This window comes from Virgibacillus sp. MG-45 (assembly GCF_036409425.1).
Taxonomy (GTDB): Bacteria; Bacillota; Bacilli; order Bacillales; family Amphibacillaceae; genus LDC-1.
This window is the reverse complement of sequence record NZ_JAXOFU010000008.1, coordinates 93,806-106,407: the sequence shown is the minus strand read 5'-3', so window position 1 is coordinate 106,407 and position 12,602 is coordinate 93,806. Positions and strand designations below refer to the sequence as shown.

Annotated in this window: 11 protein-coding genes; 3 read left to right on the top strand and 8 right to left on the bottom strand. The window is 37.4% G+C overall.

Annotated features, from left to right (window positions below):
• Nucleotides 1-18 precede the first annotated feature (18 nt).
• On the top strand, nucleotides 19-1,437 hold the full coding sequence (gene dcuC / locus SPK86_RS10280; RefSeq protein WP_330949301.1) for a C4-dicarboxylate transporter DcuC: 1,419 nt from the start codon (nucleotides 19-21) through the stop codon (nucleotides 1,435-1,437).
• Between the two features lie 206 nt (nucleotides 1,438-1,643).
• Complete coding sequence (locus SPK86_RS10275) at nucleotides 1,644-2,663, top strand: LacI family DNA-binding transcriptional regulator (protein WP_330949300.1); 1,020 nt, start codon at nucleotides 1,644-1,646, stop codon at nucleotides 2,661-2,663.
• A 126-nt stretch (nucleotides 2,664-2,789) separates the two neighbouring features.
• On the opposite strand, the gene uvsE is transcribed toward SPK86_RS10275, so the two are convergent.
• From uvsE to SPK86_RS10260, 3 genes are all read right to left on the bottom strand, one after another.
• Complete coding sequence (uvsE, locus tag SPK86_RS10270) at nucleotides 2,790-3,668, bottom strand: UV DNA damage repair endonuclease UvsE (protein ID WP_330949299.1); 879 nt, start codon at nucleotides 3,666-3,668, stop codon at nucleotides 2,790-2,792.
• Nucleotides 3,669-3,873: 205 nt separating this feature from the next.
• Nucleotides 3,874-5,331: an aldehyde dehydrogenase family protein gene (locus tag SPK86_RS10265; protein ID WP_284139134.1), complete on the bottom strand. Its 1,458-nt coding sequence runs from the start codon at nucleotides 5,329-5,331 to the stop codon at nucleotides 3,874-3,876.
• 18 nt (nucleotides 5,332-5,349) lie between these two features.
• Nucleotides 5,350-6,204, bottom strand: coding sequence for a methyl-accepting chemotaxis protein (locus tag SPK86_RS10260; protein WP_284139133.1), 855 nt, complete (start codon nucleotides 6,202-6,204; stop codon nucleotides 5,350-5,352).
• 179 nt (nucleotides 6,205-6,383) lie between these two features.
• Between SPK86_RS10260 and SPK86_RS10255 the strand changes: the two genes are divergently transcribed.
• Nucleotides 6,384-6,734, top strand: coding sequence for a DUF2200 domain-containing protein (locus SPK86_RS10255; protein ID WP_284139132.1), 351 nt, complete (start codon nucleotides 6,384-6,386; stop codon nucleotides 6,732-6,734).
• A 147-nt stretch (nucleotides 6,735-6,881) separates the two neighbouring features.
• Here the strand turns inward: SPK86_RS10255 and SPK86_RS10250 are convergent, their stop codons facing one another.
• From SPK86_RS10250 to SPK86_RS10230, 5 genes are all read right to left on the bottom strand, one after another.
• The gene (locus SPK86_RS10250) at nucleotides 6,882-7,949 is read right to left on the bottom strand and encodes a nitric oxide synthase oxygenase (protein WP_284139131.1); all 1,068 of its coding nucleotides are present in this window, start codon (nucleotides 7,947-7,949) and stop codon (nucleotides 6,882-6,884) included.
• A gap of 152 nt (nucleotides 7,950-8,101) precedes the next feature.
• Nucleotides 8,102-8,797 carry a tryptophan synthase subunit alpha gene (gene trpA / locus SPK86_RS10245; protein WP_284139130.1) on the bottom strand — a complete coding sequence of 232 codons (696 nt, stop codon included), beginning with the start codon at nucleotides 8,795-8,797 and terminating at the stop codon, nucleotides 8,102-8,104.
• A gap of 2 nt (nucleotides 8,798-8,799) precedes the next feature.
• Nucleotides 8,800-10,077, bottom strand: a complete 1,278-nt coding sequence (locus SPK86_RS10240) for a PTS ascorbate transporter subunit IIC (protein ID WP_284139129.1) — start codon at nucleotides 10,075-10,077, stop codon at nucleotides 8,800-8,802.
• Between the two features lie 175 nt (nucleotides 10,078-10,252).
• On the bottom strand, nucleotides 10,253-10,525 hold the full coding sequence (locus SPK86_RS10235) for a PTS sugar transporter subunit IIB (protein ID WP_284139128.1): 273 nt from the start codon (nucleotides 10,523-10,525) through the stop codon (nucleotides 10,253-10,255).
• A 2-nt stretch (nucleotides 10,526-10,527) separates the two neighbouring features.
• Nucleotides 10,528-12,600, bottom strand: a complete 2,073-nt coding sequence (locus SPK86_RS10230; RefSeq protein WP_330949298.1) for a BglG family transcription antiterminator — start codon at nucleotides 12,598-12,600, stop codon at nucleotides 10,528-10,530.
• Nucleotides 12,601-12,602: the final 2 nt, after the last annotated feature.

Genomic DNA, 12,602 nt, shown 5'->3' with positions numbered 1-12,602 from the left:
AAGGAGGTATGATTCCTTATGCAGGATATCATTATGTATAGTTCAGCTATATTAGCTGTTGTAATTCTCGGATATATGCTAATTAAAAAAATGGATATTAAAATCGCATTATTTATGATGGGGATTGTTCTTATTTTAATCAGTATTGGGATGGGGAACGATATTGCTATCAAAGACTTTGAATCAACCGGCTCTCCACTACTCGATCCACTACAGGTCATTGTTGAGCAGTTTAAGGATACCTTTAGTAAAGCCGGGTTGATTATTTTAATACTTGGTGGATACACGGCATATATGACATCCATCGGTGCTAATGATGTTACGGTACAATTATTGACAAAACCGATTGGCAAGGTCAAATCTGTATATGTACTCGTTCCCATCGTGTTTCTATTAGGAAATCTACTTTCCTTAGTTATTCCAAGTGCATCAACATTAGCTATTCTATTATTAGCAACATTGTATCCTGTTTTAAAACAAGCGAAAATGTCTACATTGACCATTGCTGCAATTATTGCAACATCAGCAACGATTATTCCAACACCACTTGGAAGTGACAATGTAGCAATCGCTGAAGAACTTGCAAAATATGCGCAGTTCGCGGATATGAATGTTACCAACTATGTATTTAGTTATCATGCTATCGTATCTTTACCGACCCTTCTTTTCATAGCACTCGTACACTATTTATGGCAAAAACGAATGGACAAGAAGCTGGAACACACTGGACATCACGAAGAAATTGAAGTGCAAAAAGTAGACGAAATTAAAGGCGGATCCCTTTTCAAAGCAGTATATGGTATTCTTCCTGTATTTCCAATAATTTTACTTCTTATTTCGTTTATCCTAGAATTAACAGCTGGCATAACGATTTCTATCGGTGTCGAATCAGCTGTTTTAGTATCACTCATCCTGGCAATTATTTGTGAATTAATTCGTCACAAAGGCGATAAGGCAGTACTCTCCAATACGGAAAAGTTTTTCGAAGGCATGGGGAAAGTATTCCCAATCGTTGCATTAATTGTTGCAGCATCTGTTTTTGTAACAGGTTTAAAATCGATTGGATTAATTAACGAGCTTCAGCAATCCATGGGGCACTTGCAAGGTGGCAATGTATCCTTTATCCTTCCATTAATTATGGTTTCCCTTACGGCATTAATTGTATTATTAAGTGGTAGTGGAATTGCGTTGTTCTTCGCAATGGTTCCTTTAATGGTTCCACTTGCAGAAGCAGCAGGAATTAGCCCAATTGCTATTTCCATTCCGATGGGACTAGCAGGAAACTTATTTAGAGCAGTATCACCTGTAGCTGCCGTTGTTCTCATAATTGCGGGTACATTAAAGCTCGATCCATTAGATATTATTAAGCGAACATCCGTCCCAATGATCTCTGGTGTCGTGTTCATGTTTATACTATCAATGATTTTTTTCTTATAAAATGAAACGTTAAACAGAGGCGGGATTCTTCCCCCTCTGTTTGTTTATTAGAGAAAGGATAGCCTATGCTACTTAGAAGCTTTGTCCGTTTTCGGAATCGTGAGTTGGACTTTTTACATTGCCATTTAGGCTTTATTCGCCGATAATAGAATGGAATCCTTTAAAAAGGTGCTTTTTAATATTGGATAGAAAGAGGCCTATGCATAATGAAAATCACGATTAAGGATATTGCCAAAAAAGCAAACGTATCCCCGAGTGCAGTTTCGCTCGTCTTAAATAATCGACCATGTCGAATATCAAATGAAAAGCGTAAGAAAATAAAGGAAATCGCCGAGGAATACAACTACTCAGCAAATCAAATCGCTAGAAGCCTAGTAACAAAGAAAACACAAACATTAGGCTTAATTATTCCAGATATTGAAAATATATTCTTTTCCTCATTAGCAAAAAACATAGAAGCATATTGTCGTGAAAAAGGCTATATGCTGATGATTGTTAATTCAAACAACGAATACGACAACGACTTAGAACTAATTAATTTACTTGCTTCTCGTTCTGTAGAAGGAATGTTTATCATTCCAAGTGATTCATCCTATAGCGATAATACTGAAATAATCAATCGGTTAGAGAAATTAAGTAAAGCTTCTATCCCGTATGTGTTAATTGACCGAATTTATCCAGAGCTTTCTTGTGACAAAATAACGTATGACAACGAGCTTGGCGCTTATTTGGCGGTGCGTCACCTTTTAGAAAATGGTCACCGAAAAATTGCCTGTATCGCAAGCTCTGAAATGTCCTATAACGGGAACCTTCGTCTTCGTGGGTATTATAAAGCAATGAAGGAATTCAATAGTACGATTAAGCCTGGCTATGTGCTACAAGGAGATTACCGCATTGACAGTGGATATGAAGCAGGAAATCAAATACTTGATAAGGATATTACCGCTGTATTTATTACGAACGATATGATGACACTAGGATTTTTAAAAAGTGTGTATGAAAATGGTAAGCGTGTTCCAGATGACTTTTCAGTTGTTGGTTATGATAATTCTATTTATCCATATGTCTTCGGTGTAGAGCTTACTTCTATCGAGCAGGATGTAGAACAATTAGGAAAACATGCTGTCCAACTATTATTTTCCAAGCTACAAGACCCAAATAAATCATATGAAAGTCTTTGTCTTTCTCCAAGGTTAGTCGTTAAAAATAGTGTAAAAGAGATTTAAATTATTCAAGAGCACTCATTTAGGGAACACTATCCTTTAGTAATCATATAAGGCTGTGACAACCGCATTTTAAGAAGCGATCATTGTCACAGCCTTTTTTCATGGAGACAATGCTCCTTACACTATTTATCTTTCAGCGATGTATTGCTGTAAACGAAGCGCAGCGATATCTTTTTGCTTTGCTTCCACCATCACATCAACGTCAGCGCCATTTAAATAGTGCATTAATCGGTCAAAATCATCTGGAAATATATAATCATGATGCCTTCTATCGGTTGGAAATTCCTTACCAGAGCTGATATGCACTTTTGGAACTTCTCCTTGCTTCCACGTTTTCCAAACAGCAGGAAGTAATGCAGACAACTCCCTCATTGCAGGATTACAAAAATGATGATGAATGTCAAAGCAAGCTGGAATCCCTGTAGCTTCACATACATAAAGCACATCTTCTAAATCGAAAATTTTATCATCATTTTCAAAACGCAGCTTCTGCAAAATTTTAGCTGGTAGCCGCTTCGTTTGTTCCATTAATCGTGCTAATGCTTCCTCTTTATCACCATACTTCCCTCCGAGATGAAGGATCATGTCCGTTGCACCAGTAAGCTCCATTAAGGTAGCATGATAGTTTAAATCAGCGATTGTATTTTCAACCACTTCTGCTCGTGGTGAGTTTAATACACTGTATTGCCCAGGATGCATGGACAATCGCAATCCATGTTTTTCTTGTAATGCTTTTATGTCATTACAAATTGTTTGCACGTCCTTATCCTTCGCCCAATCCCACGTATTAACTGGATGTGTTGCTAAAACAACGATATCACTGCTTATGCGATAAAAATATATACCATGGGCAATATTCCATTCAATAATTTCTTTTGTTAAGCGCAGGTTTTCCAACGTCAGCTCTTTTAGCTTGGGAACACCCTCTTTTTCTGCTGTGGCAACACGACATGTTCGGAATTTTTTCTTTAAACTCATATTTATGCAAGCATAACCAATTTTCATATCATCTCTCCACCTGTTCATCAAAAAATAACCTAATGAAAACTTTATATTGCAAATCTATATTTTTATTATAAGAATAAATGTTCTTATATATTGTAGCGAAATAGGCTATCAAAAACAATAAATTCAAGTTCAGTGTGCAAAAAAAAAAAAAGAGGAAACTTCCTTTCAGAAGTCCCTCTCGAGTGATACTATATAGCACCTGTTACGAATATGGATATTGCCGCTTTACATGTTGAACGGAGATCCATTTAAATGTAGTAAACGCATCTAAACTCCATTCGCCATTTAAGCGTCCCACACCTGAATGCTTCATTCCACCAAAGGCTACATTAGGCTCATCATTAATTGTTCCATCATTGATGTGAATCATACCAGTATCCATTTGCTTCGCTAATTCAGCACCCCGTTCAACATCTTTCGTATGAACCGCTCCACTTAAGCCATATGGCGTGTCGTTAACAAGACGTAATATTTCCTCATCACTAGACGCTTTCATAATGGAAATTACCGGAGCAAATAATTCTTCTTTTGCCAATGTCATTTCTGTTGTAACATTTCCAAAAACAACAGGTTCCATCGTATTGCCATCTACCTTGCCCTTCAATAATGGCGTAGCTCCTTCACTCAACGCTTTTTCAACAATTGCCACCGTATTATTAACTTGGCGTTCATTAATCAATGGACCAATAATTGTATTTGCATCGCGTGGGTCACCACATGTTAGTGTAGAAACTTTGGCAATATATTTTTCTACGAATTCATCATATATTTTTTCATGAACAACTAAGCGATTTGCTGACATACAAATTTGCCCCTGGTGTGTAAAACGACTGAATACAGCAGCACTTACCGCAAGATCGATATCGGCATCATCTAATACGATTAATGCACTGTTCCCTCCAAGCTCCAAATGAACCTCTTTTAAATGTTTTCCAGCTAATGCACCAATATGCTTTCCAATAGCGGTAGAGCCTGTAAAAGAAATTGCTCTCGGAATTGGATGTTCAACAAAGCGATCCCCTATTTCAGCTATCTCTGTTGTTACAACATTTAACAGTCCTTTTGGTAGTCCAGCTGCTTCAAAAATCTTTGCAATCATCGTACCGCCTGTAATAGCAGTATGCTCATGCGGCTTTAAAACAACACCATTCCCTGCCGCTAACGCTGGTGCAACAGATTTCATTGAGAGAAAAAATGGAAAGTTAAATGGACTAATGACACCTACCACGCCAATTGGAACACGATACACGCGGTTTTCTTTATGATCAATTGGAGATGGCATAATTTTTCCTTCCATTCGAAATGGAAATGTTGCTGCTTCCTTTAGCATATTCTTAACTAATCCGATCTCAAATTCTGCCTTTAATCTTGTTCCACCAATTTCTTCAATAATAACATCAACAATGGATTCATGCTGTTCCTCTATATAAGCAACCGCACGTTCAAATACTTCACGTTGATTAACCGGATTAACGCGAGCCCATTCTTTCTGAACCGTTTGAGCAGAAACATAAGCAGCATCTAAATCTTGAATAGTAGCAGCCTTGTATGTAGCAATTAGCTTTCCATTATAAGGATTGCGATTCTCCATTGCACGTTCGCTATTTCCGTCTCGCCATTCTCCAGCAATATACTGTCCTTCAAGTTGTGTAAAATTCATTTGTAATCCCTCCGAAGTTTAGTTGTCGATTTGAACATTTTGCTTTGCCAAGCTTGCTAGCGTATGTACATTTGCATTTATTTCTTCCATGGTTGCCGATAGTTGTTCAATTGCAGCAGATTGACTGTCAGATTCCGTGTTCACTTCTCTTGTATGTTTGTTTAAGTCACTAATATCACTTTTTATTTTCTTTGTAATTGCCTGAATCTCGGTAACTTGCTGCTTTGAGTTAACCGCCATTTTTCGAATTTCATCCGCAACGATGGAAAAACCTCTTCCGTGTTCCCCAGCTCGTGCTGATTCGATTGCTGCATTCAGTCCAAGTAAATTACTCTGATCTGCAATTTCTTTTACAACATTCGAAACCTCTTCAATTGTTCCTGCACTCGTAGTAACTTCTTCAGCTTGATTCGAAACAATCGTCATATTTTCAGCAAGCTCTGTAATGGATTGTGACATTTCAATAATTGTTTTCGTCACATCTTCCATGACAGTTGATAGATTTGATGAAATATCAGATAGTCTTTGTGCATGTTCAATACTGCTTCCAATTCCAACTCCACCAATCACATTACCAGCTTCGTCATGTAATGGAATAGCACGAGCAATAAGATGTACACCAAAAAGCTCCGGCGGAACTGCTGCTGCCATGTTCTCATTATTTCTTATAGCAGCTGTCACGATATCTCCTTCCATTAAAGGATCTCCCGGATTCACATTTAAGGAAAAGCTTTTAGCGGGAAAGTTGATTACTAGCTTCTCCGTGTCATAAATTCCAACCGTAATATCATCATTAACTAATGTTTGAAGAAATGGTGCGACTTTCACAAATGCTTCTAAAAGCGAATGCTGTTCCTGCGTTTCCATCGTCATCTTGTGTACCTCCATTATGTTGTATTCTTCTTTTATATCGACATACTGTCGTGTATAATGAACCTAAATTTAACAGTTTTTCTAAATAGCTTCTGAACTATCATTATTTATATGAATAATCATAAATTATTAATTACTGGTATGATATTTCCAGAAAAACGGATGAAGGAGGGTGTATCATGACTAAACATCGGATATATACAATGCCTTTCGCAAGTGTCTATCCCCATTATGTCACGAAGGCAGAGCGAAAAGGCCGTACAAAAACAGAAGTAGATGAAATCATCGGCTGGTTAACAGGCTATAGCCAGAAAGCGTTAGAAGCACAATTGGAAAAACAGACAGATTTTGAGACTTTCTTTGCGGAAGCTCCTAATCTAAATCCTTCGCGCGCTTTAATCAAAGGGGTAATCTGTGGTGTTCGAGTGGAGAATATTGAAGAACCAACGATGCAAGAAATCCGCTATTTGGATAAGCTTATTGATGAGTTAGCAAAAGGAAAAGCAATGGAGAAGATTTTACGAAACTAATCGATTCTTTGTAATATGTGGTGGTGTAATTTTCTCTCCATTGCTCTTGTTTCAAGACTTATTGGTATGAAATAGTACTGGCAAAGAACGCGGCAGAAAATTATTCCCTTTTCGCAGTAGGCATGCGTTTTTCCCAGGATTTCCAAGTTACTTAAAATAATTCGGTTTTTTAATCGTATTACTGTATGGACGATGAAACATATGCGTCGTTGCTGGAGAAAGTGGCGGAACAAGCCATGACCATTTTCCTGTTAGTTCTCGTCCTGCTTCCTGCTCTTTTCGTTCAAATACGCTAAATTGCTTTGCTGCAGTATGATGATCAACAACGGTTACACCATGCTTCTGAAAAGAATCTAATACAGCGGCATTAAGCTCTACCAATGCTCGATCCTTCCATAGGCTTCGAGCTTTATTGCGATTGAGACCCATTTGATCGGCTATTAGCGGCAATAAATGATATCGTTTTTCATCTGCTAGATTTCTAGCACCGATTTCTGTTCCCATATACCAGCCATTGAATGGAGCTGCAGTATATTGTAACCCGCCTATTTCAAGTCGCATATCCGAAATAATTGGCACCGCATACCACTTTACTTCGAGATCGCCAAACAGGTTATATTCTTGATGTTCGATCGGCACTTCCATTATAATTTCTTTCGGAATTTCAACATAAACTGGTGTTTCATCATTCCATTGAATAACAAGGGGTAATAAATCAAAATAACTGCGCTTTCCTTGCCAGCCAAGCTGTTCACACATTTTCGTAAAGGGAATCGAGTCGGGATCACCGATAATCTCATTTTCGGTTTCATAGCCTGCATAGCGCAATAATTGATGGTTCCATATTTTCAATCGCTTATTATGACTTGCTGGTGGAAACACAGTAATCATCGGTTTAATCTTTCCAGCATTCGTCGCCTTTTCAATATGCTGAACTAAATATGGAAATACTTCTTCACTTGACGTGACATGACGTGCATCTACTACTTCCAACCGGTCCCAAAACAATCGTCCGATACAACGATTAGAATTTCGCCATGCTACCCGTGCACCATAGGTTAATTCGTCTATTGTATGCTCATAAGAGCCTTCCTTCGCAATCATAGCTTTTACTGTAGAGAGGCGCTCATTAAGTAGTGCTTTAGATTTATTGGTTTCCATATAATATTGCTCTAAAAATTGCTTTGCTTCGTTAAATAGTTCTGAATTATTCATAGTTGGTGCTCCTTAAATATATCTTCTTCCACCATCATAGCAAATGAAAGAAAATATATGGTAGATAAAGACTTTCAATGGGGTTTACTCCAATTTATACGCGGGATTAAAAATGAAAGGAAGAATGAAAAAAAGAGACGCAAAAGCGTCCCTTATGATATGCTCTTCAGTTCTTTTATATACGCACCGATTTCTTGTAATGTGCAGTCTCTTACCTTTTTTACAAAATGAGAACCAATAATCGCTCCATCTGCTCCATTTTGATACACAAGGGAGACATCTTCTCTTTCTTTTATTCCAAACCCTACATAAACAGGAATGCTGCTATAATTACGAATTCGCTTTATTGTATCGATATAATTTGTGGGAACCTTTTCAAAGCTACCTGTTTTTCCGATCCCACTCATACAATATGCAAACAGCCGATTGTTTTCCAATTGCTTGACCATTTCATCCTCAGATGTTTCTTCATTATACAATTGAATTGGTGCTGGAAAATCTTCCACCGTTAGTGCTTGATCAACACAAAGTAACCCATCAAATAAATGCTGCTTTTCATGGAGTAAGCGATAGCTTTCCAATCCCTCTTTATACGTCATTAATACAATCTGAAAGGAAAATGCTTCTTTGATTCGCTGAAGGATTTCAACAAAATATTCCTCATTAAAGCCTTGTGAAAGCACCTGCTTATGACTTTCTTGGATGACTGCTCCATCCATGTGCGCATCCTTAACAGGAACCCCTAATTCAAGTACGTCAACCTGATATTGATCCATCAGAGTTAAAATCTCAAAAAAACGAGCTTCATTTGGATAGCAGCATGGTAGATAAAGTGCAAGCTTTTTCATGATTACCCTCCTATCAGCTTAAGAAACATTCCTAACAATGGACCATATAAAGCATAGTCTGTTTCACTTAAAATCCGCATAATTGATGCATATGAACCAATATGAGGGAGCAATAATGCCTGTCCTATTATTAAGATCAATCCGTTTGTAAAGGAACCAATCAATGCTCCACGAATCCCACCAGTAGAATTCCCAAAAATTGCAGTTACCGCACCAGTAAAGAAGGTAGGAATTAATGCTGGGAATACAGCAATTGGATAATCAATCATTGCTAGAAAAACCATACCTACAAATCCAGCAACTAAGCTAGTGAGAAAACCGACAATAACCGATGTTGGATAATTTGGAAATAACAACGGAACATCTAATCCTGGCTTTGCATTCGGAATGATCTTATCCGCAATGCCATGGAAAGCAGGAATTATTTCTGCTAGAAGCATCCGCACACCAGCTAAAATAACCGTAATCCATAAACCGAACTGTAAACCATTTAAAAGTGAGAATGAGATTATATCTCTTCCATCACTAATATTTTCCATAATCCAACTTGGACCAGATATAATCGATACAATTAAGAACATTAAAAACATAATTACCGTCAACGCAATAGTCATTTCACGTAAGAAGTTTAAGCTTTTAGGAATTTTAATATCCTCTAAATCACGCTTTTTATTTCCAAAAAGTCCGCCAAGCTTAGCAGCAATCCAAACACCACTAGAGCTTGAATGGCCAAGCGTAAATCCTTCTCCACCTTTTACATTTTTCATTAACGGTGCCACATAAGCACATGTAAAGGTTAAATAAAAACCGAGAATTAGAGACCCTGTTAAAACAAGTGGAACAAATCCCATATTCGTACCAAATTTTAATAACGCTGCAATTAAACCAGCATAGAAGAAAGATACATGTGCAGAAAGATGTACGTATTTAAATGGTGTTATTCGCGCAAATAAAATATGAATAATAAATCCTAAAGCAAAAATAAGTGCCATTTCTGTTCCAATTTGAACAAAGCTCTCCATTTGCGCCTCTGCAAGCGTAGGAATTTCGGCTTCTAAACGAAAAACTTTACTAAGCATTGGCTGCAACGGCAGTAAGGAAATCCCTAACGACTGTGCACCTGTATTAATAAGTAAAAAACCAATCATTGTTTTAATGGTACTAGATACAATCGAATCAAAGCCCTTTTTCTGAACCAATAAACCAATAATGACGACAATACCAATTACAAATACAGCCTGGCTAAATATGTTATCAATAAGATACATGATAAAGTCCATGTGTGCTCGCTCCTTTAATAGATTTAATGGTATTTAATAACGAAATATTTTTGAACATTTTTCACATATTAGAACTATCTAAGATAACTGACATACGTCTTCTATTTATTTCATTTTGGAAGCTTTTGCTGGTCATATATGACTTCCGAACAAAAACTCCCATTTACACTTCTATTTATTCGTTTATTGCTTTTAAAAGCTCGGATCGCAATAGCTCTTTGTCCATCATATTGTCAATTCGCAACACTTTTGCTCGCGAATTACGGAGAATATCAGCAAAATCAGAAGTTGTAATAACTACGTCATAATCATCTGCGCGGACCGAACCAATGTCGGATGCATCCACTGTTGCTGAAATCCCTTCTTCTGTTAATACTTGTTGTGCATAAAGACGGAGCATCATACTACTTCCCACACCAGCTCCACAAACCGTTACAATAGATAACATTATTATTCCTCCCCTTTAAATATTTTCATTAATTGTTGAGGTGTTGTTGCCTGTAATATCGCCTCTAGCTTGTCTTCTTGATTTAATACACCAACTAGTTCAGATAACGCAGTTAAATGGGTTTCATGATCAATGGCACAAAAACCGATTACGATTTTTACCGGGTCATTGGTTCGATGTCCAAATCGAATTGGCTCTTTTAACGTCACGATACTAAATCCAATATCTTTTGCACCATACTCCGGTCTAGCATGTGGCATTGCAATTCCAGGAGCAATGACGATATATGTTCCATTTTCATGGACATTATCAACCATCGCGTCAATGTACGAAGGCTCGATTAAGTCATTTTGATAAAGCAATTCACCACTTCGTCTAACCGCTTCATCTCTATCTGTAATTAAAGCTTGTGTTTCAATTAAGTTCTCATTTAACACTTCTATTAACACAGGATTTATTCTCCTCTCTATTTTGGCTGTCTCTTTTACATCACGTTGAAAATAGTCCTGTAATCGCTCATGAAGCGCCAATGGATCATGAATTGTACAATACGGATAAATAATATGCAGAATATCCTGTACAAGTAATTCAGGACCCTCTAGCTTGTCGAATAGCAATGTAAGCTTCTGAATATCTTCTTTGGTAAGTAATGGACTTACTTTAAGAATTTGCGTATTCTCCATTTTCAGAGGTACGGTCGTAATGACTACATCCACTAATTCCTTTGCCACGATTTCACTTGCCTGTCGTGCCGGAAATGCTCCTAGCACTCGAATATGAAATAAGCTTTTCAGCTGTGTGGCAAGCATCTGTGAAGTGCTTGTACCGGTATCACAAACAATGATAGCGACCGGCGTTCTTTTTGTTTGCTTCTTTTGTCTTTCTAAAGCTGCTGTTACATACATCGTTATAAAGGAAGCTTCGTCTTCATTAAAAATTACATTTAACTCTGCCTCCATAACAGTAAGTGACTTCATCACCTTATGATGCACAAAGCTATAGTTCTCACGAATTTGACTCAATACTGGATTATCAATCGTTGAACCATTTCTGATTCGATATAGAGCAGGTCGTAGATGCGCTAACAATCCATTAAATAATTGAGCATCTTCTAGTAAAGGGACATTAAACACATTCTCTAGCGCCTTTATAAACGTACGTGTTACAATTTGTAGTGGAAGCCATTGATCATTTATATTTCCAAAATGATTCGTATCCTGCAAGCTACTGCTAACTAACTGCGCAGCGAAGTAAACGATTTCATTCTTTGGAAAATCAATCTGAAACACACGGTCAATTTCTTTCTTCACGATACAGGCCACTTCGTATTCACGTGTTTCCTGAATACTTTCCGCTACTGTACCTTTTTCTAGCGTGCAGTTCTGTTTTACTCGTGCGATTGCCATTCCAAGATGGAGCATTACGCGAAAATAAGAATGATCAGAAAGAATAATTTGCAGCTCATTTTCTACTACATCTATCATGCTTGCAAGCTGATTAATTTCTTCCTTTGAGAGAATTCCACTTAACATTATTCGCTCTTCGTTCGAAATTTGAAATCGATGCTTTTGCTCTTGACGATAAACAGCAAGCAATGCTTTTCGAATAGAAAGTTCTGTTCCTTCAACCTTTAATCCTTTATAAGGATATGACGTTAATGATAATTGAAACGAAGCCAACCACTCTTTCAGTAGCTTCATATCATTAATAACGGTATTTCGAGATACTTTAAGGAAATTTGACACTTGATCAATGGTTACATGCTCATGCTGAATTAATAGATAATGCAGTGCTCGATATTTGCGTTCTTCTGGAGTATGAAAAGTAAAATCCTCATGATCAAGAAACTCTTTAATTACTTGCTTCTCGCCATTTTCCAAATTCAGCCTCACGCCAATCCCTTTTTGACGCTCTAATGCAGAAAGGTGATGCTTTTCTAGAAATTCATCCACCTCCATTAAATCGTTATACATTGTCCGCTGACTAACAGAAAAGTGGTCTGAAAGCTGGCTTACGGTAAAATATTGATCATTATCCATGAATAGCAAAACCAGATCTCTTGCACGTTGATTCATTG

Excerpts from the sequence above, each read along its gene's own strand:
- trpA (WP_284139130.1), bottom strand. The coding sequence starts at position 8,797 with ATGAAAAAGCTTGCACTTTATCTACCATGCTGCTATCCAAATGAAGCT.
- SPK86_RS10265 (WP_284139134.1), bottom strand. The coding sequence starts at position 5,331 with ATGAATTTTACACAACTTGAAGGACAGTATATTGCTGGAGAATGGCGA.
- SPK86_RS10255 (WP_284139132.1), top strand. The coding sequence starts at position 6,384 with ATGACTAAACATCGGATATATACAATGCCTTTCGCAAGTGTCTATCCC.
- uvsE (WP_330949299.1), bottom strand. The coding sequence starts at position 3,668 with ATGAAAATTGGTTATGCTTGCATAAATATGAGTTTAAAGAAAAAATTC.
- dcuC (WP_330949301.1), top strand. The coding sequence starts at position 19 with ATGCAGGATATCATTATGTATAGTTCAGCTATATTAGCTGTTGTAATT.
- SPK86_RS10235 (WP_284139128.1), bottom strand. The coding sequence starts at position 10,525 with ATGTTATCTATTGTAACGGTTTGTGGAGCTGGTGTGGGAAGTAGTATG.
- SPK86_RS10240 (WP_284139129.1), bottom strand. The coding sequence starts at position 10,077 with ATGGACTTTATCATGTATCTTATTGATAACATATTTAGCCAGGCTGTA.
- SPK86_RS10260 (WP_284139133.1), bottom strand. The coding sequence starts at position 6,204 with ATGACGATGGAAACGCAGGAACAGCATTCGCTTTTAGAAGCATTTGTG.
- SPK86_RS10250 (WP_284139131.1), bottom strand. The coding sequence starts at position 7,949 with ATGAATAATTCAGAACTATTTAACGAAGCAAAGCAATTTTTAGAGCAA.
- SPK86_RS10230 (WP_330949298.1), bottom strand. The coding sequence starts at position 12,600 with ATGAATCAACGTGCAAGAGATCTGGTTTTGCTATTCATGGATAATGAT.
- SPK86_RS10275 (WP_330949300.1), top strand. The coding sequence starts at position 1,644 with ATGAAAATCACGATTAAGGATATTGCCAAAAAAGCAAACGTATCCCCG.